The 20,657-nt window shown below is 71.8% G+C and carries 18 protein-coding genes; 8 read left to right on the top strand and 10 right to left on the bottom strand.

Annotation, left to right across the window (positions count from 1 at the left end):
• Window positions 1-74: 74 nt before the first annotated feature.
• From KF840_09855 to KF840_09830, 6 genes are all read right to left on the bottom strand, one after another.
• Entirely contained in the window at window positions 75-2,249 is a 2,175-nt protein-coding gene (locus KF840_09855; protein MBX3025203.1) for a molybdopterin oxidoreductase family protein, read from the bottom strand.
• Window positions 2,250-2,251: 2 nt separating this feature from the next.
• Window positions 2,252-3,262 (bottom strand): hypothetical protein, encoded by a 1,011-nt coding sequence (locus KF840_09850; protein ID MBX3025202.1) that lies wholly within the window; start codon window positions 3,260-3,262, stop codon window positions 2,252-2,254.
• Window positions 3,263-3,407: 145 nt separating this feature from the next.
• Entirely contained in the window at window positions 3,408-6,323 is a 2,916-nt protein-coding gene (gene nirB, locus KF840_09845) for a nitrite reductase large subunit NirB (GenBank protein ID MBX3025201.1), read from the bottom strand.
• A 172-nt stretch (window positions 6,324-6,495) separates the two neighbouring features.
• Window positions 6,496-7,716 (bottom strand): ABC transporter substrate-binding protein, encoded by a 1,221-nt coding sequence (locus KF840_09840; protein ID MBX3025200.1) that lies wholly within the window; start codon window positions 7,714-7,716, stop codon window positions 6,496-6,498.
• A complete protein-coding gene (locus KF840_09835; protein ID MBX3025199.1) occupies window positions 7,713-8,273 on the bottom strand; it encodes an ANTAR domain-containing protein in 561 nt (186 codons plus the stop codon). The genes KF840_09840 and KF840_09835 overlap by 4 nt, the downstream gene beginning before the upstream one ends.
• 219 nt (window positions 8,274-8,492) lie before the next feature.
• Window positions 8,493-8,939: a hypothetical protein gene (locus KF840_09830; protein ID MBX3025198.1), complete on the bottom strand. Its 447-nt coding sequence runs from the start codon at window positions 8,937-8,939 to the stop codon at window positions 8,493-8,495.
• Here KF840_09830 and tadA point away from each other — a divergent pair.
• From tadA to KF840_09815, 3 genes are read left to right on the top strand one after another with little or no spacing between them, the layout of a single operon-like run.
• Complete coding sequence (gene tadA, locus KF840_09825; GenBank protein ID MBX3025197.1) at window positions 8,899-9,081, top strand: Flp pilus assembly complex ATPase component TadA; 183 nt, start codon at window positions 8,899-8,901, stop codon at window positions 9,079-9,081. The genes KF840_09830 and tadA overlap by 41 nt on opposite strands.
• A complete protein-coding gene (locus tag KF840_09820; GenBank protein ID MBX3025196.1) occupies window positions 9,024-9,851 on the top strand; it encodes a sulfite exporter TauE/SafE family protein in 828 nt (275 codons plus the stop codon). Before tadA ends, KF840_09820 begins: the two co-directional genes overlap by 58 nt.
• On the top strand, window positions 9,848-10,243 hold the full coding sequence (locus tag KF840_09815) for a DUF1634 domain-containing protein (protein MBX3025195.1): 396 nt from the start codon (window positions 9,848-9,850) through the stop codon (window positions 10,241-10,243). Before KF840_09820 ends, KF840_09815 begins: the two co-directional genes overlap by 4 nt.
• A 403-nt stretch (window positions 10,244-10,646) precedes the next feature.
• Here the strand turns inward: KF840_09815 and KF840_09810 are convergent, their stop codons facing one another.
• The gene (locus tag KF840_09810) at window positions 10,647-11,894 is read right to left on the bottom strand and encodes an MFS transporter (protein MBX3025194.1); all 1,248 of its coding nucleotides are present in this window, start codon (window positions 11,892-11,894) and stop codon (window positions 10,647-10,649) included.
• A gap of 436 nt (window positions 11,895-12,330) precedes the next feature.
• Here KF840_09810 and KF840_09805 point away from each other — a divergent pair, with 436 nt between their 5' ends.
• Genes KF840_09805 through KF840_09785 form a run of 5 tightly spaced genes read left to right on the top strand, consistent with a single transcriptional unit; the run spans window position 12,331 to window position 16,983 of the window.
• Window positions 12,331-12,753: a MaoC family dehydratase N-terminal domain-containing protein gene (locus tag KF840_09805; GenBank protein MBX3025193.1), complete on the top strand. Its 423-nt coding sequence runs from the start codon at window positions 12,331-12,333 to the stop codon at window positions 12,751-12,753.
• On the top strand, window positions 12,753-13,469 hold the full coding sequence (locus KF840_09800; GenBank protein ID MBX3025192.1) for an SDR family oxidoreductase: 717 nt from the start codon (window positions 12,753-12,755) through the stop codon (window positions 13,467-13,469). Before KF840_09805 ends, KF840_09800 begins: the two co-directional genes overlap by 1 nt.
• Window positions 13,463-15,262: an HAD family hydrolase gene (locus KF840_09795; GenBank protein ID MBX3025191.1), complete on the top strand. Its 1,800-nt coding sequence runs from the start codon at window positions 13,463-13,465 to the stop codon at window positions 15,260-15,262. The genes KF840_09800 and KF840_09795 overlap by 7 nt, the downstream gene beginning before the upstream one ends.
• On the top strand, window positions 15,249-15,491 hold the full coding sequence (locus KF840_09790; protein ID MBX3025190.1) for an acyl carrier protein: 243 nt from the start codon (window positions 15,249-15,251) through the stop codon (window positions 15,489-15,491). The genes KF840_09795 and KF840_09790 overlap by 14 nt, the downstream gene beginning before the upstream one ends.
• 22 nt (window positions 15,492-15,513) lie before the next feature.
• Complete coding sequence (locus KF840_09785; protein ID MBX3025189.1) at window positions 15,514-16,983, top strand: MBOAT family protein; 1,470 nt, start codon at window positions 15,514-15,516, stop codon at window positions 16,981-16,983.
• 20 nt (window positions 16,984-17,003) lie between these two features.
• Here the strand turns inward: KF840_09785 and KF840_09780 are convergent, their stop codons facing one another.
• The 3 genes from KF840_09780 to KF840_09770 all read right to left on the bottom strand — a co-directional run bounded on the left by KF840_09780 (window position 17,004) and on the right by KF840_09770 (window position 20,401).
• Window positions 17,004-18,506, bottom strand: a complete 1,503-nt coding sequence (locus KF840_09780; GenBank protein ID MBX3025188.1) for a hypothetical protein — start codon at window positions 18,504-18,506, stop codon at window positions 17,004-17,006.
• A gap of 126 nt (window positions 18,507-18,632) precedes the next feature.
• Window positions 18,633-19,577 carry an LLM class F420-dependent oxidoreductase gene (locus KF840_09775; GenBank protein ID MBX3025187.1) on the bottom strand — a complete coding sequence of 315 codons (945 nt, stop codon included), beginning with the start codon at window positions 19,575-19,577 and terminating at the stop codon, window positions 18,633-18,635.
• Window positions 19,574-20,401, bottom strand: coding sequence for an acyltransferase family protein (locus KF840_09770; protein ID MBX3025186.1), 828 nt, complete (start codon window positions 20,399-20,401; stop codon window positions 19,574-19,576). Before KF840_09770 ends, KF840_09775 begins: the two co-directional genes overlap by 4 nt.
• Window positions 20,402-20,657 lie beyond the last annotated feature (256 nt).

Genomic DNA, 20,657 nt, shown 5'->3' with positions numbered 1-20,657 from the left:
GGGGCACTCGCTGCACGCCTGCTCACAGGCCTTGCAGCCGATGCAGCGGTTGGCGTCGATGAACAGCGCCCCGATCACGCGGCCTCCAGACGCTCGATGCGCACCGCGGCGACCTTGAATTCCGGAATGCCGCTGATCGGATCGTAGGCGCGCACCGTCAGGCGATTCGCCGACTGCTCGCCCGGCCAGTGGTACGGGATGAACACCGTGTCGGGCCGGATGGTCTGCACCACCTGCGCCGCCAGGCGCAGCTCGCCGCGGCGGCTGATCACGCGCACCCGATCGCCGTCGGCGATGCCGAGCCGCGCCGCCAGGCGCGGGTGCATCTCGACCCTGGGCTCCGGGTACTGGTCGACCAGCGGCCCGATGCGGCGCGTCTGGGTGCCGGAGAGGAACTGCGAGACCACCCGCCCGGTGGTGAGGATGATCGGATACGCCTCGTCGACGTCCTCGGCCGGCGGTCGGTACTCGACGGCATGGAAGCGGGCCCGGCCGTCGGGATGGGCGAAGCGGCCGCCCTCGAACAGGCGCGGCGTGCCCGCGTGCGCCTCCGTCGGACACGGCCAGAAGACGCCCATCTGGCGCTCGATCTTCTCGTAGGTGATGCCGGAATAGTCGGCGACGCCGCCCGCCGACAGGGCCCGCAGCTCGTCGAAGATCTCGCGCGGCGACTGAAACGCGAAGCGCGCGCCGCGGCCCAGCCGTTCGGCGAGGGCGCAGATGATCCGCCAGTCCTGGCGCGCCTCGCCGGGCGGCTGCACCGCCTGGCGGATGCGGATCACCCGTCCCTCGGCGCTGGTCACCGTGCCCTCGTCCTCCTCCTGCAGCGAGCCGGGCAGCACCACGTCGGCGTGGCGCGCCGTCTCGGAGAGGAAGAAGTCGATGGCGACGAACAGCTCGAGCCGCTCCAGCGCGGCGCGCGTGAAGGCAGCATCGGGCAGCGACACCATCGGGTTGAAGCAGAGCGACAGCAGGCCGCGGATCTCGCCGCCGTGGATCTTCTCCAGGATCTGCGGCGCCGTCGCGCCTTTGCCCGGCAGCTCGTCGGCGTCGATGCCCCACCGCTCGGCGACCACCGCGCGGTGCGCCGGATGCTCGATGTCGCGCGCCCCTGGCAGTTGGTTGCAACGCTGGCCGTGCTCGCGCGCCCCTTGGCCGTTGCCCTGGCCGGTGATGGTGGCATAGCCGCACCCGGGCTTGCCGATCTTGCCGGTCGCCAGCACGAGGTTGATGCAGGCGAGCACGTTCTCCACGCCCTTGGTGTGGTGCTCGATCCCGCGCGCGTGCAGCAGCATGGTGCGCGGCGCCTGCACCCACAGCGCGGCGGCTTCGATGATGCGGGCGGCGGGGATGCCGACCAGCGCCTCGACGCGCTCCGGCGCATAGCCCTCCACCGTCTGCCGCAACGCGTCGAAGCCGCTGGTGTGAGCGGCGATGAAGTCGAGATCGAGGCCGCCGAGACGGATCACCGCGTGCAGGATGGCGTTCAGCAGTGCCGAGTCGCGTCCCGGCCGCACCGGCAGGAAGAGATCGGCGGTGCGCGCGATCGGCGTCAGCCGCGGATCGACCACGATGAGGCGCGCGCCGCGGTCGCGCGCCCGCCAGATGTAGTCGGTGGTGATCGGGCTGCACTCGGAGACGTTGGAGCCCAGGACCATGATGAGGTCCGCGGCCGCGATGTCGGCCCACGGGTTGGCGGCGCGGTCGATCCCGAATGCCTTCAGATTGCCGGCGCCCGCGGACACCATGCACAGGCGGCCGTTGTAGTCGATGTGGCGGGTGCGCAGCGCCAGGCGCGCGAACTTGCCCATCAGATACGCTTTTTCATTGGTCAGCGAGGCGCCGCCCAGCACGGCGACCGCGTCGTTCCCGTGGTGGCGCTGGATGCGCGCGAGGCGCTCGGCGACGAGGTCGAGCGCTTCGTCCCAGCCCACCGGCGCGAAACCGCGGCCGCTGCGCACCAGCGGGCGCAACAGGCGATCGGGGTGGTTGTTCTGCAGGTAGCGCTTGACGCCCTTGGGGCAGAGCTTGCCGCGGTTGAACGGAAACTCCTCCCACGGTTCGACGCCGACCACCTTCTCGTCCTTGACCAGCAGCTTCACGCCGCACTGCTGGCCGCAGAAGCAGCAGTGCGTCTCGACCGCGCGGTCGGGAGTGCCGCGCGCCGCGAAGCCGCCCGGCGGCTCGAAGTTGAGGTGCGGGCCGAAGGCGTCGATGAGCTGTTCGCTCGAGCAGGGCAGCATCGCCATGGTCAGGCGGCCTCCGCGCGTGTCGGCGGCGCCGGCCGGACGCCGGTGAGCGGCGGCTGGAAGTCGGCGTCGAGCATCCGCGCCTGCGCCGCCGCCACCAGACGGCGGCGGCACGGCGGGCAGTGCTCGACGTGCCGCGCGAAGGCGAAGCCGCGTTCCGCCAGCAGCCCGGCAACGGCCGCGGCCTGCGCGGCGGGCGCCAGGTCGGCACCGCAACTGACACAGGTGCGGCGCGGCTCGCCCGCTGCTCGCATGACCAGCGCGCCGACCTGCAGTGGACGGATGAAGAGGTGGTTGAGCTTGCTGAACGGCAGCGCCACCAGCAGCACGACGACCGTCAGCTCGTGCAGAAGCGAGGCAACGTGGAATGCCCCCGGCACGGCGCGACTGGCCGGCAGCGCCAGGCCGGTCAGCGCCACCGCCGCCAGCAGCAGCAGCGGCGCGACGTGGAAGCCGCTGGTTGCCCCCGGCTCGCCGCGCCGCCGCCAGCGGGCGACGAGGAAGGAGGCGGCGCCGAGCGCCACCGCCACGCCGCAGAGGCCGAGGGCGTGGAACATGAAGAAGCCGACGGCGCCGTCGATGGCGAACTGGTGCCCAGGCAGGGGCAGGCCGAAGAAGACGACCTGGTAGGTGCGGTCGTCGACGACGACGAAGTGCAGCCAGCCGAAGACCAGCGGCAGCGTGATGGCGAAGCTCGCCAACGTGCCGAGGGAGAGGAGCAGGTGCGCCAGCCAGCGCCCGCGCGAGCGGCGCGCGATCATTTCCTGGCCGATGACGTGGCGGCCAGCGCCGGCCAGCGCGGCGCGCAGCCGGCGCGGATCGCGCAGCGCGCGCAGCAGCGCGCGCCCGTAGACCGCCGACGCCGGTCGGCGCCAGAAGGCGCTGGTGCGGTAGGCGATGCCGAACGTCGCCGCGAGCACGGCGCCGAGGTAGCCGAGCAGCGCGTGGTCGAGGTGGCGGAAGCCGGTCGAACCGAGGAAGACGAGGACGAGAACCCCGCCGACGGCGACCATCGCATCCCGTACCGGGAGCGCTGGAGGGCGCCGCGCCCTCGGCACCCGTTGACCACGGCCGCCGGCGCTCACTGCAGCGGGCGCCGCCGGCGCGGCGCCCCCCAGGCCGTTGTGGACTGCGGCGCTCGACGCGCCACTCGAACCCTCAGAGCGCATGCGCCACCTCCTCGACCTGCGCCGCCGACAACTGCACCCACACCGCGCCGTTCTCGACGCGCACCGGATACGTCCGCACGCGGAGCTCTGGATCGGTCAGGCAGGACCCCGAGCGCAGCGAGAAGGTCTTCTTGTGCAGCGGGCAGGCGACCTTGGGCTCGCCCCGCGCCGTGCCGAGGAGACCGCGGGCGAGCACGGCGTCGCCGCGATGGGGACAGGTGGCCTGGGTGGCGAACCACTCGCCGCGGGTCGCGAAGTGGAAGATGGCGATCTGCACGCCGTCGTGCGCGACGGTGATGCCGCCCTCCGGCGGCACGTCCTCGGCCCGCGCCAAGCGCACCCAGCCGGCAGCCGGCGGCGGGGGCACGACCGGCGCCGCGGTCGGCCAATCGGCTGGCCGGCGCTGCCCGCGCTCGCGCACGAACGCCAGACCCGGATCGGCGGCGCGGGAGTCGGCGAAGTGGCGGAACTGGGCGCGGCGCTGCGGGTCACGCACCACCGCCGCCCATTCGCAGGCATAGGTGTCGACCAGCGCCTGCATGTCGGCCTCGAGCTGCGCCGCGATGCCGAGGCCATCGTCGACCACCACGTGCCTGAGATAGGCGAGACCGCCGTCGAGGCGCTCGAGCCAGCGCGCCGTGCGCTCCAGCGGGTTGGCGGTCTGGATGTAGTACATCAGGAAGCGATCGATGAAGCGGATCAGCGTCGCGGCATCGAGATCGGCGGCGAGCAGGTCGGCGTGCCGCGGCTGCGCGCCGCCGTTGCCGCCGACGTAGAGGTTCCACCCCTGCTCGGTGGCGATGACGCCGAAGTCCTTGCTCTGCGCCTCGGCGCACTCGCGGATGCAGCCGGAGACGGCGCTCTTCAGCTTGTGCGGGGCGCGGATGCCGCGGTAGCGCTCCTCGATGCGTATGGCGAGGGCGGTGGAATCCTGCACGCCGTAGCGGCACCAGGTGGAGCCGACGCAACTCTTCACCGTCCGCATCGCCTTGCCGTAGGCGTGGCCGCTCTCGAAGCCGGCGCCGACCAGCGCCTCCCAGATGTCGGGGAGCTGATCGACGCGCGCCCCCAGCAGGTCGATGCGCTGCCCACCGGTGATCTTGCAGTAGAGGTCGAAGCGGCGCGCGATCTCGCCGATCGCGATCAGCTTCTCCGGCGTGATCTCGCCGCCCGGGATGCGCGGCACCACCGAGTAGGTGCCGCCGCGCTGAATGTTGGCGAGGAAGCGGTCGTTGGTGTCCTGGATGGTGGCATGCGTCAGGACCAGGTCGTTCCAGGTGCTGGCCAGGATCGAGGCCACGACCGGACGGCACACCTCGCAGCCGCCGCCACTGCCGTGGCTGGCGAGGAGCTGCTCGAAGCTGCGGACGCGGCCGAGCTTGACGATTTCGAACAGCTCCTGGCGGCTGTAGGCGAAGTGCTCGCAGACGGTGCGGTTCACCGCACGGCCGGCCGCGGCGAGCTCGCCGTCGAGGATCGTCGCCAACGCCGGCACGCACCCGCCGCAACCGGTGCCGGCGCGCGTGCACGCCTTGATGCCGCCGACCGAGGTCAGCTCCTGCTCGCGAATCGCGGCGCGGACCGCGGCGCGGCTGACGCCGTTGCACGCGCAGACGTGGTCATCGTCGCCGGCTGCGATCGCCGTCTCGGCGCCGCCGACCAGCAGATCGTGCGGCCGCTCCGGCAGCGGCCGGCCGTTGCGCAGCAGGCCGACGAGCGTCGGATAGGCGGCGGCGTCGCCGACCAGCACGCCGCCGAGCAGGCGGCGGCTCTCGTCGACCACCAGCTTCTGGTAAACGCCGCGCAGTCGGTCCTCGACCACGATCCGGCGCGCTGCGGCGCCCAGCGTCTCGTCGGCGAAGGCATCGCCGAAGCTCGCCACCGCGACGCCGAGCAGCTTGAGCGTCGTCGAGAGATCGGCACCGGTGAAACGCGCGTCGCCGCCGGTCAGACGCGCCGCCAGCACCCGCGCCATCTCGTAGCCGGGCGCCACCAGGCCATAGACCATGCCGCTCGCCAACGCCGCCTCGCCGATGCAGAAGATGCGCGGGTCGCTGGTCGCCAGCGTGGTGTCGACGACGACGCCGCCGCGGTCGCCGACCGCCAGGCCCGCGGCGCGCGCCAGCTCGTCGCGCGGCCGGATGCCGGCGGAGACGATGACCATGTCGACCGCGAGGCGGACGCCGTCGCGCAGGCACAGCGCCGATACCGCTCCGTCATCGCCATCGCCGTCGATCGCCTCGGTCTGGGCGCCGACGTGGACCCGGACGCCCAGGCGCTCGATCGACTGACGCAGGATCGCGCCGCCACCGGCGTCGACCTGGCGCGGCATGAGACGCGGCGCCAGCTCGACGACGTGCGTTTCGAGCCCGAGATCGCGCGCCGCCTTCGCCGCTTCCAGGCCGAGCAGCCCGCCACCGATCACCGCCGCCCGGCGCGCCGTCGTCCCCCAGGCGCGGATGGCTTCGAGATCGTCGATCGTCCGATAGACGAAGACGCCGCGCCGCTCGATGCCGCGTAGCGCCGGCACGAGCGGCGCCGAGCCGGTGGCGAGCACCAGGGCGTCATACGGCACGCGCGCGCCGCCGGCGGTTGCCACGGTGCAGGCGGCGCGATCGATGGCGACCACTGGATCGCCGAGGCGCAGGCCGATGCCCTGCGCCGCGTACCAGTCGGGATCGGCGAGGCGCAGCGCCTCGGCGCTGCGGCCGGAAAGGAATTCGCTCAGGTGAACGCGATCATAGGCCGCGCGCCGCTCCTCGCCGATGCAGGCGATGCGGCAGCCGCGGTCGACGTCGGCGCGCGCCAGCTCCTCGCAGAAGCGATGCCCCACCATGCCGTTGCCGACGACGACGACGCGCCGGCGGCGACGGGGGTGCGAATCGCATTTCGTGATCGTGGGCATTCGGCGTTCTCCTGTGTCGCGGGTTGACCCCACGCGAAGGGACGCCGTTGTCCGCGGGCGGGCCGTCGCTGGCCCGATCCGACTTCGCTGCGCGGTGACGAAAGCAAAGGCGATGCCGCGCCGCGTCAGGCGACGTCAGGAGCGACGCGACGGCCGCGGTCGCTGGCGATGCTCAGCGCGTGAGCATCGCGCCGCCCACGAAGTCAGCATCGCCCAGCGGATCGAAGACGCTGCCGTCGAAGAAGGCGTCGGGCCCCATGGGGATCGAGCCGGCGCTCGTCTCGAGCGCCCACGGCCGCGTGTGCACGCCCTCGCGCTTGAGATCGATCTCGGGCGCGAGCATCCCGAGCGCGCTCGCGGCCTCGCGGTAGAGATCGGGGCGGTAGACCTCGCTGGCGATCGCGGTCAGGTCGCCCGCCCCCGCGAGCTGCCCCCAGCGCCGCATCTGGCGCAGGAACCAGATGCCGTGCGACACCCAGGGAAAGGTGGCGGCGTAGCGGTGGAAGACGTGGAAGTCGGGCAGGCTCAGGCGCGCCCCGCCGCCGAGCGCGATGTCGCCGGCGAGCGCCGCGGCGATGACGCCGGCCGGCGCGCCGACCAGGTGCTCGGCGGCGAGGAGGCGCGCGAGCTCGTCGCGATTCTCCGGCGCGTCCGCCCACGCCGATGCCTCGAGCAGGGCGCGCAGGACGGCGAGGTGCGTCTGCGGATTGCGCTCGGCGAAGCGGCGCGTCACCGCGAAGACCTTCTCGGGGGCGTTGTTCCACAGCTCGTAGCCGGTGATGGCGATGCGGCCGACGCCGCGGCGCACGGCGAGCGAGTTCCACGGCTCGCCGACGCAGCAGCCGTCGATCGCACCGTCGGCGAGCGCATCGACCATGCGCGGCGGCGGCACCACCGACAGGCGCACGTCGTGGTCCGGGTCGATGCCCGCCGCCGCCAACCAGTAGCGCAGTTGGTAGTGGTGGGCGGCGAACGGATAGACCATCGCCAGGTGCAGCGGCGGCCGGCCGGCGCGACGGTCGGCGTCGACGAGCGGCCACAGCACGTCGGCGGTCAGCGGCCGGCGCGTCGCGGCGGCGGGGTCGGCCGCGATGACGCGCACCCAGAGTGCCGACGAGAGGGTGATCGCGTTGCCGTTGAGGCCGAGGCCACAGGCGGTGAGCAGCGGCGGCGCCGCCGGATCGATGCCCGCAGCGGCGGCGAGCGGCATGCCGGCGAGGAGCTGGGCGCCATCGACGGCGCCGGCCATCAACTTGTCGCGCAGGCTGGCCCAGGAGACCTCGCGACCGAGCTGCACGGCGATGCCGTGGCGCGCGAACATCCCTTTCGCCTGCGCCACCGCGAGGACGGCGCAGTCGGTGAGCGGCACGAAGCCGAGGCGCAGCACCGTCACAGAACCTCCGCGGCCGCCACCACCTCGCGCGCCACCGTGGCGAGACGCGTCTTGCGGTCCATCGCCATCTTGCGCAGCAGGCGAAAGGCCTCGTCCTCGGCGAGGCCGCGGCGCTTCATCAGGATACCTTTGGCGCGCTCGATCACCTTGCGATCCTCGAGGCTGGATCGGGCGCTCTCGAGCTCGCGCCGCAGATCCTGGAACTCGTTGAAGCGGGCGATCGCCACCTCGAGCACCGGCCGCACGCGCTCGGGCTGCAGGCCCGCGACCACGTAGGCGGTGACGCCCGCCTGGACCGCGGCGCGGATCGAGTCGCTGTCGCTGCGGTCGACGAACATCACCGTCGGCCGCGGCCGTTCGCGCGTGATGCGCGACATGTCCTCGAGCGTGTCGCGGTCCGGGCTCTCCATGTCGATGACGATGACGTCGGGCTGGACCGCGTTCACCGCCGCCTGCAAATCGGCCCGCCCGATGACCCGGGCCACGATCTGGTAGCCGGCGGCGACCAGGCTGCGCTCGATCAGCGCCGCCCGGTCGGGGTTTTCGTCGACGATCATGACGCGAAGTGGAGTCTGCACGGAGCACGCGTCGCGATGCGAGCACACCGCGCCTTCGCACCGCGTCAGCAATGCCGGTGCCACCGGCCCGGTGTCGGACGTTGCCCGCCGCTCCCGCGCGAGGGCGATCCCGGCTGCCGACATCGTGGGCACCTGCCCGGGAGGGCGCCGGCGGCGGCGGCGCGGATCAGCAGCCGTCGATCGGGCGTTCGGGGTCGCTCAGGATCCAGCGGCCGGCGGCGAGCAGGAGCAGACGGCGATCGAGAGCAGCGATGGCGTCCAGCCGCCCACGACGCATCGGACGTGCTGCTGAAGGCGGACGTGCCGCCCGCCTTTCGCGTCCGCGCCGACTTCCTGCCGCTGGAGGGCGCCGCGCCGCTCGACGGCCCGCCCCTCGAGCGCATCGTCGACGGCGTGCTCGACGACAACCGCCGGCGCAAGCTGGTGCACGATCTGCAGGTCGATCTCGCCTATTCCCACCCCGACCTCGGCCGCTTCCGCGTCAACATCTTCCGCCAGCGGCTTCCTCAGCCTGGTCATCCGCGTCATCCCGACCAGGATCCGCAACATCGCCGAGCTCAACCTGCCGCAGTCGGTCGAGCGCCTGGCAACCGAGCGCCGCGGGTTGATCCTGGTCACCGGCACCACCGGCAGCGGCAGGAGCACGACCCTGGCGGCGTTGATCGACTACGTCAACCGCACCCGGCAGCGGTGGTTGAATGCGAGCCGGTTCGGGGGGACAACGACACCATGGCTGCCGAAGTCGTGCTGCTCATTTCGATCGTCGCCGGTTTCGTCGGCGCGATGAGCGGCATGGGTGGCGGCGTGGTGCTCATTCCGGCGCTGACGCTCTTCGGCCTCGACATCAAGCGGGCGATTGCCGTCAGCATCCTCTCGGTCATCGCCACCTCGAGCGGCGCCGCGTCCGCCTACGTCCGCGACCACATCACCAATCTGAAGATCGGCATGTTTCTCGAGATGTTCACCATCGTCGGCGCGTTGACCGGGGCGTCTTTCACCGTCGCGTCGGGGGAGCGGGTGCTCTTCCTGGCCTTCGGCGTCGTGCTCCTCGCCACCTGGCTCTCCCTCTGGTGGCAACGCCGCGAGTCATGGCAGCCGGCGCGCGCCCAGGATGCCCTGTCGCACTGGCTCGAGCTCGAGGGCCGCTACTGGGATCGCTCGGAGCAGCGCGAGATCGCCTACCGCGGCACGCGCGCCTATCTCGGCGCCCCACTCATGTTCGGGGCCGGTCTCGTCGCCGGTCTGCTCGGCATTGGCGCCGGCGCCCTGAAGGTGCTGATCCACGATCTGGTGATGCGGCTGCCGCCGAAGGTTTCGACGACCACGAGCAACCTGATCATCGGCGTCACCGCGCTGGCGGGAACCAGCGTCTACCTCCGCGCCGGACTGATCGATCCCGGCCTGGCGGCGCCGGTCATCGTCGGCATCACCGTCGGCGCGTTCCTCGGCACGCGATTGCTGGTCCGCCTGTCGAACCGCGTGGTACGCCTCTTCTTCCTCGTCGTGCTCGCCGTCCTCGGCCTGGAAATGCTGATGCGCGGCCTGATCGGACGGTGACGGCGGTGCGAGACGGCGATCGCGATGGCGTCGGGGAGGGCGCCGACCTCATCGTCGGCTACACCTTGCTCGCCGGTGTGCTGCTGAGCCTCGGCCTGATCGCCAGCGGGCTGGCGTGGCACTGGGCGCTCTACCGCACCTGGCAGCTCGATTATGCCCTGCCGACCACGAGCGTCGCCGGCTTCGTCGTCGCCGATCTCACCGCCATGGCTGGCGGCTCCTTCCGCCCGCGCTTCCTCGTCAACTCCGGCATCGCCGTCCTGTTGCTGACCCCGTACGTCCGGGTCCTGTTGTCGATGCTCTACTTCCTGCTCGTGGAACGGAACCTCAAGTACACGCTGTTCACCGCGTTCGTGTTGGCGATACTCACCTACAGCCTGGCGTGGGCGTAAAGTTGAGCGGCGCGGGCGCAGCGATCAGCACCGGCGATCGCCCCGACGATGAGAGGCAATGATTGCCGAAGCGCCGAGGGCAACGACGATGTGTCCCATCCGGTCGATGACGCTGATATCGGGCTGGACCGTCGGTGTCTTTGAGCGTTGATGTGACGAAAACCCACCACGGAGGCACGGAGGACACGGGAGTAACCTGGACAAGAGGGGGTTCGGGGGCGAGATCCCCAACGCCATCAGCAATGGCCATAGGGATCGCACCCACCCGCCCTTCCGACGCTGCACCCTCCGTGTCTCCGTGCCTCCGTGGTGAAGGTGCTTGTCGTCTCGAGGTTCGTTTCACGACTGCGCCCGCGCTCCGCTGCCGACCCTCGGCACCCGCCCGGGCGGGCGGCGGCGCGGATCAGCAGCCGTCGATCGGGCGTTCGGGGTCGATCAGCATCCAGCAGCCGGCGGCGAGCAGGTAGCAGACGGCGATCGAGAGCAGCGACGGCGTCCAGCCGCCCCCCTGCTCGAGCGTGAAGCCGATCACCACCGGACTGAGCGCGCCGCCGAAGTTGCCGAACATGTTCATCGCGCCGCTCACCACGCCGGCGTGGCGGCCGCCGATCTCGAGGCAGACGGCCCAGGCCGGGCTGACGCCGAGCGCGGCCAGGCCCGCGGCCGCGGCGAAGAACAGCGCCGAGCTGGTCGCCGTCGGGGTCGCGATGCCGGCGACGATCGCCACCGCCGCCAGCGGCAGTCCGACGATGCCGGGCGCGCGGCGGCCGCGCCGCACGCCCCAGCGCCGCGCCAGGACGTCGCTCAGCCAGCCGCCGACCAGGACGCCGCTGGCGATGCTGAGCAGCGGCAACGCCGCCAGCCAGCCGACGTGTTTGAGGTCGAAGCCGCGCGCCCGCAGCAGGTAGGTCGGCAGCCAGGTGAGGTAGAAGTACCAGCCGTAGATCGCGAACAGGTACATGAAGCAGATGGCGAGCAGGTTGCGGTCGCGCAGCAGCGTCGCCCAGGGCACGTGGTGATGGGGATCGGCGGGCTGGGCGCCGATCAATGCCAGCTCGGCCCGATTGACCCCCGGGTGCGCGCGCGGTTCGTCGCGGAACCACCAGAACCAGACCACCGCCCAGACCATGCCGACGACGCCGAAGACCATGAAGGTGTGGCGCCAGTGCATCCATTCGAGCAGCGCCACCACCAGCGGCTGGGTCGCCGCGCCGCCGAGCGCCCCCGCCATCAGGGTCAGACCGAAGGCGCGCCCGCGCTCGCGCAGGGGCAGCCAGCGCGCATAGGCGCGCGCCATGCTGGGGAAGCAGCCGGCCTCGCCCATGCCGAACAGGAAGCGGACGCCGATCAGCGAGGCGATGCTCCACACCGCGCCCGTCGCCGCGGTCATCGCCGACCACCAGACGACGACGCGGGTCAGCATGAGCCGGGCGCCGAAACGGTCGGCGAGCCAGCCGCTCGGCACCTCGAACAGCGCGTAGGCGAAGGTGAAGGCGCTGAACACCCAGCCCATCTGGGCGTCGCTGATCGCCAGCTCCGCTTTCATCGCCGGCGCCGCCATCGAGATGCAGACGCGATCGAGGTAGGCGATCGCGGTCAGCGTCAGCGTGAACGCGAGCACCCGCTGGCGGACCCGCGTCGGCTCGGACATGCGGCGGCTCTATAGCCGCCCATGGCCGGCGATGGCCACTCCGTCGCCGCTCCCGCGACCCCTCGGACCCCGCCCGGGCACATGCGGATCCCCGTCCCCCGCGCCGGACCGGGGCGGCGGGGAAGGGTCCTGGTGGCGGACACCGGCCGGACAGGCCCGAGACCGGGGCGGCGGTTCCGCGACGGCGGCGCCGGCCGTCTCGGGGCAGTTGGTCCTTGCTCGCGCCAGTTGGCGCGGGGTACAACTTTTCTGCCGCGCTCGCGGAGCCGAGAACCGCGCATCCGATACTGCCGATCATGGGATTCACCACCACTTCCGGGCTGTCCGTGGGGATGGCCGCTGGCTGCGCGGCGGCGAGCTGGACGCGGCCGTATCCTCCGCGGCCACCCGTCGTGCGGTCGCTGATCCCGGTGGCGACGCCGCCGTGAACGCCGTCATGAGCGGACCCGAGGTCGCCCTGCGCGGCATCGTCGAAGGCCACCGGACCAACCGCAGCTACCGCATCACGCCGGCCGTCCATGCGCACTTCCTCGCCGCCTTCGGCGACGCCAACGCCCTGCACGTCGACGACGCGGCGGCGCGGGCGCACGGCTTCCCGGAGAAGGTGGCGCACGGCATGATCCTCGCCGGGTTCATCTCGCACTTCGTCGGCATGCACTTTCCGGGCGAACGGACGCTGCTGCACTCCGTGCACACCCAGCTCAAGAGCCCGTCGCACGTCGGCGACGAGATCGAGATCGCCGCCACGGTCACGCAGGTGGTGGAGGCGGTGCGGGTGGTGGCGATGGACCTGGTGCTGACCAACGTCACCCGCGGCCGGGTCGCGGCGCGGGCGAAGGTCCAGGTGGGGCTGCTCTGATGCGGGTCGCGGTCACCGGCGGCAGCGGCGGCATCGGCGCCGCGACGGTGCGCCATCTCGCCGGGCAGGGGCACGACGTGCTGTTCACCTACTGCCGTGGCCGGGAGTCGGCGGAGGCGCTGCAGGACGCCACCGGCGCGCGCGCCCGGCACTACGACCAGGGCGATCCGGCCTCGCTGGCGGCGCTCGCCGCCCTGCTGCGCGAGGAGCCGTTCGACGCGCTGGTCAACAATGCCGCCCGGCCCAGCCCGCGCCGGCTGCTGCTGAAGACCGACCCCGAGGCGTTCATCGCCTATCAGGCCGAGGCGCTGCGCGGCGTGTTGACGCTGTCGAGCGCGCTGGCCAGCCAGCTCAAGGCGCGCGGCGCGCCCGGCGCGATCGTCACCGTGCTGTCGTCGGTGACCCTCGGCATGCCCCCGGCCAAGCAGGCGGCCTACGTGAGCGCGAAGTACGCGCTGCTCGGCCTGACGCGCGCCATGGCGGTCGAGCTCGTCCGCCACGGCGTGCGGGTCAATGCCGTCGCGCCGTCGATGACCGCCACGGCGTTCAACGCCGACCTGCCGGAGCGCTTCGTCGAGGAGCTCGCCGCGACCCTGCCGATGGAACGCCTGGCGACGCCCGCCGAGGTCGCCGGCGTGATCGCCTTCCTGCTGTCGCCCGCGGCGAGCTACATCACCGGCGTCAACCTGCCGGTCGCCGGAGGCCAGGCGTGCTGAGGCACGACGCCACCCATCTCGACTACGGCGCGCTGGTGAAGGCGCGGCGGACGCTCGACTTCTCGACCTGCACGCGCACCGTCCGGATCGCCGTGCTGTCGGACGCGGCGGTGCCGCAGCTCGCGCCGCTGCTCGAGGTGCTGCTGGCCCAGCATCGGGTGCGCGCCGAGATCCACCTCGGCGAGTACGATACGACCGAGCTCGCGATCCTCGACCCGGGCTCGGCGCTCTACGCGTTCCGCCCCGAGGTCGTCGTCATCCTCAACAGCACCAACGCCCTGCGCCTGAAGTACTACGGCAGCCCGGGCGAGCGCGCCGGGTTCGCGGACGAGGTGGCGCAGCGGCTCGCCGGGCTGTGGGACACGCTCGCCGGCCGGTGCCCGGCCCTGGTGCTGCAGTCGACCTACGTGCTGCCGTACGAGCGCCAGTTCGGCAACTTCGACCACAAGGTGGCGGAGTCGCTGTACGCCGTCGTCGCCGCGCTCAACGCGCGCCTCACCGCGCTGGCGCGCGAGCGCCCCCACGTGCTGATCAACGACGTCGAGGCGCTGGCCTCCTACGTCGGCCGCCGGCAGTGGTGCGACGAGCGGATGTGGACGCTCTACAAGGCCTTCTGCGCCTTCGACCACCTGCCGCTGGTGGCGCAGAACATCGCCGACATCGTCCTCGCCAGCCTCGGGCACGTGGTCAAGTGCCTGGTGCTCGATCTCGACAATACGCTGTGGGGAGGGGTGGTCGGCGACGACGGGCTCGAGGGCATCGCCATCGGGCCCTACGGCGACGGCGAACCGTACCACCGGCTGCAGTTCTACCTGCGCGAGCTGAAGCGCCGCGGCATCATCCTGGCGGTGTGCAGCAAGAACGACCACGCCACGGCGCTCGAGCCGTTCCGCAGCCACCCCGAGATGGTGCTGCGCGAGGAGGACCTCGCGGTCTTCGTCGCCAACTGGAACCCCAAGCCGGACAACATCCGTCGCATCCGCGAGACCCTCAACATCGGTTTCGACAGCATGGTGTTCGTCGACGACAACCCGTTCGAGCGCAACCTGGTGCGCGCCGAGCTGCCCGAGGTGATCGTGCCGGAGCTGCCGGAGGACGCCTCCGACTACGTCCGCGTCCTGGCCGAGCTCAATCTCTTCGAGGCGACGTCGTTCTCCGACGAGGATCGCCGCCGCGCCGACCTGTACCGCGCCAACGCCGAGCGCCAGCGCCTCGAGAGCGAAGCCACCGACCTCGGCGCCTACCTGCGCTCGCTCGACATGCGCATCACCCTGGCGCCCTTCGACGAGCTGCACCTGACGCGCATCGTCCAACTGCTGCAACGCAGCAACCAGTTCAACCTGACCACCCGGCGGTACAACCTGGCCGAGTGCCGCGCCATGATGGCGGACGACGCGACCTGGGTGCCGTGGTACGCGAAGCTGACGGACCGCTTCGGCGACAACGGCCTGATCTCGGTCGTCATCCTCGAGCGCCGGCCGGATGCGCTGGTGATCGATGCCTGGCTCATGAGCTGCCGGGTGCTGGGACGCGGGGTGGAGGCGTTCGCCATGAACCGGGTCGTCGAGTGGGCCCGCGCGCACGGCTACCGGACGGTGATCGGTCGCTACCTGCCGACGGCGAAGAACGGCATGGTGCGGGAGTTTTACGCCCAGTTCGGGTTCGACAAGGTCGACGAGAGCCCGACGGGAGAGGCGACCTGGCAACTCGACGTCGCGGCCTACGCGCCGCGCGAGGTGCCGATGGTGGCGGTGGAGTCGGCCGGGAGCGGGACGAGCGATGGAGCGCACTGAGATCACGACGCGGCTGACCGCGATCTTCCGCGAGGTGTTCGACGACGACACGATCGAGATCCACGACGCCATGACGGCCAAGGACGTCGAGGAGTGGGACTCGCTCAATCACATCAACCTGATCGTGGCGGTGGAGCGCGCCTTTCGGGTCAAGTTCACCACCAAGGAAGTGAGCGCGCTCGCCAACGTGGGCGAATTCATCGCCCTGATCGGCAGCAAGCTGGGCTAGCTGGCAGCGGCGGGCCGCGGGGGTGCTGTACAACTCGCTCGCCTACGGGGCGTTCCTCGCCCTGACGGCGATCGCCTACCACCTGGCGCCGCTCGCCTGGCGGCGCGCCATCCTGCTCGTCGCCTCATACGCGTTCTACTGCACCTGGAGCGTGCCCTTCGCGGCGCTGCTGCTCGGCGTCAGCGGCGCCGCCTACGCCGTCGGCCACCGCCTGCACCGGCAGACCGACGAGGCGGCGCGGCTGGCGACCCTGCGGATCGGCCTGGCGGTGCTGCTCCTGCCGCTGCTCGCGTTCAAGTACCTGAGCGGCGTCGACGCCGCGACGGGCGGGTGGCTCGGCGGCTCGACGTTCGGCGGCGCGGTGATCGCGCAGTTCGCCGGCGCGGTCGGCATCTCCTACTACACGCTGAAGCTGATCAGCTACGTGGTCGACGTGTACTGGCAGCGGCTGGAGCCGTGCCGCCATTTCACCTCCCTCGCCACCTACGCCGCCTTCTTTCCGCAGATCCTCAGCGGTCCGATCCAACGCGCCGGCGATTTTCTCGCCCAGATCGAGCCGCTGCGGCGACCGCGGCCGGCGGTGGTCGGCAGCGCCTTCCAGCTCATCCTCTTCGGACTGTTCAAGAAGCTGGTGCTGGCCGACCGGCTCGGGGTGATGGTCGACCAGGTCTTCGCCGCGCCGCAGCAGTTCTCGGGCGGCGTGGTCGCGCTGGCCACGTATGGTTTCGCCATCCAACTGTACGCCGACTTCTCCGGTCTGACCGACATCGCCATCGGCTCGGCCCGCCTGTTCGGCCTGCGGTCGCCGCCGAACTTCGACTCGCCGTTCTACGCCGACAACATCCAGGACTTCTGGCGGCGCTGGCACATGACGCTGACCTCCTGGCTCGGCGAGTACGTCTTCACGCCCTTGCGCATGGCGCTGCGGAACTGGGGACAGGCCGGCCTGATCGCCAGCCTGACGATCAACATGCTGGCGATCGGCGTCTGGCACGGGCCGCGCCTGACGTACGTCGTCTTCGGCTTGATCCACGCGGCGTATCTGATCGGCTCCTCGCTGACGCTGCGCACCCGCACCAAGCGCTTGCGCGGCGCGCCGTGGCTGGCCCGGGCGCACCGCATCAGCGGGCCGTTGATCACCTTCAACATGGTGGTGGCGTCGTTCGTCTTCTTCCGCGCCGACTCCGTCGCCGCCGCCTGGCAGGTCCTGCAACGCGCCGCGGCCGGCCTCTGCGGGCCGCTGCTCGGCGTCGGCGCCCCGCACGGCATCGGCGTGCGCGGGCTCGCCTGGTCGGCGGCGGACGTGCCGCTGATCGTCTTCGCGCTGATCGTCATGGAGACGGTCCACCTGCTGCAACGGCGCGGCCAGGTGCCGGCGGTGCTGCAGGCGGCGCCCGGCTGGGCGCGCTGGGCGGCGTACGCGACGCTCGGCTTCGCCATCCTCCTCTGGGGCGAGACCGGCGCCAAGCAGTTCATCTACGTCCGCTTCTGACCTCGGCCGGAGGAGGGGCGTCAGGGCGGAGACGCGGGCGCGAGCCCGCGGGCGCGCATCACCTCGGCGATGACGTCGGCGTACGTGGGGCCGAGCGTGATCACGCCGATGTAGGTCGCGTGCATGAGATCGTTGAAGTCCTGCGCCGGCAGGCTGTCCAGCAGATCGACGAACCAGACTCCCGGATGCGCCTCGGCGAGGCGGCGGAAGAAGTCGCGGTAGCCCTGGTAGTACGCGCCGTGCTGGTACTCGGTCATCAGCGGGTTCTCGGGCGTGTTGACGAGGATCACCGCCGTGCCCTGGGCGGCGAGCTCGTCGACCATGCCGGCGAGCTCGCGGAACTCGTCGGTCGGCGCGAAAGGCGTGTCGCGCAGCGCCAGGCGGGTGTCGCGCCAGGCGCGCAGGCGGCCGCCGAAGTCGTCGTCGCGCGCCAGCGCCGCCTGCCAGCGTTCGGCGTAGGCGGCGCCGGTGGCGCCGCCCATGCGGAGGAATGCGTCGAGGTCGCGCTGGTCGGTGGGCGGATAGTGGAACGGCTGCGGTCCGCCGTCGGGCGGAGCGCCGGGCGCGGCGCGCAGCCGCACGCCGAGCAGGCGCAGGTCGTCGGCGAGACCGGCGGCGCGTCGGTTCCACGCGCTGTCGCTGCTCACCTGCAGCACGGCGGTGCCGTCGCCGGGCAGGTCGAGGTGCACCGTCTTCCAGCCGGGAGTCGTTTCGCTGCGCGTGGCCAGCGACGTCCGGCCGAGGCGGAAGTCGAGCCGCACCGCGCCGCGCTGGGCAATCCAGGCCGGATCGATGAAGTAGTCGAGATCGAGCGGCTTGCCGCGCTGCACGGGGATGCCGAACCGTCGGCGGGCGTAGCCGTCCGGGTAGACGCCGTAGCCCCCGGACACGGCGGGGCTGCGCGCCCAGCTCACCAGGGCGCGGGCGTGATCCTCGATGCTCGAGCGCAGCGGCTGGCGATAGCGGAAGAAGTTGCTCCCCGAGGCGAGCAGCAGGGCGAGCGAATCGGAGAGCGGGATGTGGGGATAGCGCTCGCGCAACGTCGGCCAGGGCGGCAGGACGGCCTGCACGTCCGGCCGGATCTCGCGCTCGAAGTTGGAGTGGAGGAAGTCCTGCAGGTTGACCATCAGGAGCACGATGTCCGGCTGCAGCGTCGACAGCTCGCTGCGCAGGAACAGCCGGTAGTCGGACGGCTTCATGCTCGGCTTGAGCAGGCGCTGGACATCGATCGGGACGTCCGGGAAGCGCGCCTGCAACAGGCCCTGCACCTGCGCCGGGTCGAAGGCGCCGGCCACCGAGCTGCCGCAGGCGAGGATGCGGACCGCGCCCTCCGCCTTGGGGCCCATCCGCGAGACGTCGTAGAGGAACTGGTAGCCGTAATCGGCGGCGCGCCCGGTGATCTTCGGAATGCGCCAGAAGTAGAGCGGGAAGGTCCAGTCGAGCAGGACCAGCACCAGCAGCGGCAGCGGCGCCCAGATGCTCCAGAGAGAGCGCCGCGGGCGCGGCGACGGGGCGGGACTCACCAGCGGCGCTCCGGCGGCGCGGCGCGGTGCGGGGAGGAGGGCGGAAGCGACCGGCCGATGCGCATGGGCGTGGCCTGCAACGCTAGCACCGCCGCCGCGCCCGCGCGACCGCCGGCCGGGCCGCCGTCAGCGGAAACGCGGCATCACCTCGGCGGCGAAGCGCTCGAAGACGTCGAAGTTGTAGGGCGACAGCGTCAGCACGAAGTGGCTGACGCCGGCGGCGACGAAGGACTCGAGGTGGCGGGAGATCTCGTCGGCGCTGCCGAGCAGCATCCAGTCGCGGGCCTCGTCCTCCGCGATGCCCTGGTACATGGCGTAGCCCTGGATCAGCGGCGCGGCGGTGGCGAGGTCGTCGGTGATCTGCGCCGGCAACAGCACGCCCTTCTCGATCGCGTCGACGTCACGCCCGATCGCGTCGCCGCAGCGGCGCAGGATCTCGATCTTGCGCCGGCACACCGCCGGCGAGCCGAAGCCGCTCCAGGCGTCGGCGTGGCGGGCGACGATCGGCAGCAGGCGCCGCTCGCCGCTGCCGGCGACGGTGATCGGCGGGTGCGGACGCTGCACCGGCTTGGGCTCGGCGACCGCGCCCCGCAACTGGTAGTGCCGGCCGCTGACGCTCGCCTGGCGCTCGCTCCAGAGGGCGCGGATGACCGTCAGGGCCTCGTCGAGGCGCTCGCAGCGCTCGCGCGCGCTGCCGAAGCGGAGGCCGAACATGGCGTGCTCGGGCTCGTACCAGCCGGCGCCGATGCCGAGCTCGAGGCGGCCGCCGCTGATGACGTCGACGGTGGTCGCCATCTTGGCCAGGATCGCCGGATGGCGGTAGGTGTTGCCGGTCACCAGGGCGCCGATGCGGATCCGCGTCGTCTGCACCGCCAGCGCCGCCAGGCAGGTCCAGGCCTCGAGGCAGGGATCGTACGGATCCATCATCACGGCGACGAAGTGGTCGTAGGTCCAGGCGGTGTCGTACCCGAGCGCCTCGGCGCGCTGCCAGACGCGGACGATCTCCGGCCAGCTCGCGAACTGCTGTCCGGTCTGGATGCCGAAGCGGATGCGGCGCGGCGGCGTGGTCATCGGGTTCCTCGTTGATCGAAGCGGCTGAAGACGATGCCGCGCCGGCGCCGCACGGTGTCGTCGATCAGGCGCTGCAGGCGGCGCTGCACCACCCGGTTGAGCGCGTCGACGCGATCCTGCCGCGCGGCGTCGGCCGGCGTGCCGCGCAGGTGGATCGGCCGGCCGAGGCGGAGGTAGAGCTTCACCGGCAGGGGCAGCGGGAAGAGCACGAATGGCAGCAGCGGCGTTCCCAGCAGGCGGGCGCCGGCCGCCCAATTGCCGAGCAGGACGTGCGCCTCCTCGGCGCCGACCACCGCCAGCGGCACGATCGGCGCGCCGGTGCGCAGCGCCAGCTTGACGTAGCCGCCGTGGCCGGGCGCGAAGCCGCGGTGGGGGACGACCCGATAGGCGTCGCTCAGGTACGGTCGCTGCATGTCGAGCGTGCCGCCCGGGAACACCAGGACCGCGTGCTCCTCGCGCAGCGCCGCCTCGACCACGGCCGGATCGGCGATGCCGGCGCCACAGCGATTGAGCAACCGTTCCATGCCGGGGATGAGGGCGAAGAAACGGTCGCCGAAGGCGCGACACACCCGACCAGTGGCTTCGTGGATGGCCGCCATGGCGCACGCCGCATCGTAGGGAATGACGCCGGAATGGCGGCCGATGAGCAGCGCCCGCCCCGTCGGCAGATGCTCGGTGCCGATCAACTGCGGCCGGAAGTAGGGCCAGAGGACCGCTCGCACCCGGCCCATCCACAGGTCGGCGGCGGCGGGATCGAAGCGCTCGAGCACCGCCCGCGCCGCCGCCCGCCGCGACAGGCGATGGTTCGATCGCCCTGCTGCCATCGAGGGATCTCAAGCAGCGGAGCGGCCGGTCCGCCATGACCAATGTCAGCACCGCCGCCGGCCGGCGAAGCCACGAAGAACACGAATCCCCACTCCACCCGTCCCATTCTCCCGGGGTTGGGCGGGGCTTCGTGGCATTGGGGGGGTGAGGAGGCGGGGTTCGTGCTCTTCGTGGATCCGTGTTCATCGGTGGCCATCCGTGTCCACCCGTGGCGCCCCGTTGAATTCCCTCCGACCCGGCTCTAGCGTGCCTCCG

This window comes from bacterium, assembly GCA_019637795.1.
Taxonomy (GTDB): Bacteria; Desulfobacterota; Binatia; order HRBIN30; family CADEER01; genus JAHBUY01.
The sequence above is the reverse complement of the archived record's forward strand: the minus strand, read 5'-3'. Positions and strand labels throughout refer to the sequence as shown.

Bases quoted from the DNA above. Each gene is read 5' to 3' on its own strand.
- KF840_09855 (MBX3025203.1), bottom strand. From the start codon at position 2,249: ATGGCGATGCTGCCCTGCTCGAGCGAACAGCTCATCGACGCCTTCGGC.
- KF840_09850 (MBX3025202.1), bottom strand. From the start codon at position 3,262: ATGGTCGCCGTCGGCGGGGTTCTCGTCCTCGTCTTCCTCGGTTCGACC.
- nirB (MBX3025201.1), bottom strand. From the start codon at position 6,323: ATGCCCACGATCACGAAATGCGATTCGCACCCCCGTCGCCGCCGGCGC.
- KF840_09835 (MBX3025199.1), bottom strand. From the start codon at position 8,273: ATGATCGTCGACGAAAACCCCGACCGGGCGGCGCTGATCGAGCGCAGC.
- KF840_09820 (MBX3025196.1), top strand. From the start codon at position 9,024: ATGGCTGCCGAAGTCGTGCTGCTCATTTCGATCGTCGCCGGTTTCGTC.
- KF840_09810 (MBX3025194.1), bottom strand. From the start codon at position 11,894: ATGTCCGAGCCGACGCGGGTCCGCCAGCGGGTGCTCGCGTTCACGCTG.
- KF840_09805 (MBX3025193.1), top strand. From the start codon at position 12,331: ATGAGCGGACCCGAGGTCGCCCTGCGCGGCATCGTCGAAGGCCACCGG.
- KF840_09800 (MBX3025192.1), top strand. From the start codon at position 12,753: ATGCGGGTCGCGGTCACCGGCGGCAGCGGCGGCATCGGCGCCGCGACG.
- KF840_09790 (MBX3025190.1), top strand. From the start codon at position 15,249: ATGGAGCGCACTGAGATCACGACGCGGCTGACCGCGATCTTCCGCGAG.
- KF840_09775 (MBX3025187.1), bottom strand. From the start codon at position 19,577: ATGACCACGCCGCCGCGCCGCATCCGCTTCGGCATCCAGACCGGACAG.
- KF840_09770 (MBX3025186.1), bottom strand. From the start codon at position 20,401: ATGGCAGCAGGGCGATCGAACCATCGCCTGTCGCGGCGGGCGGCGGCG.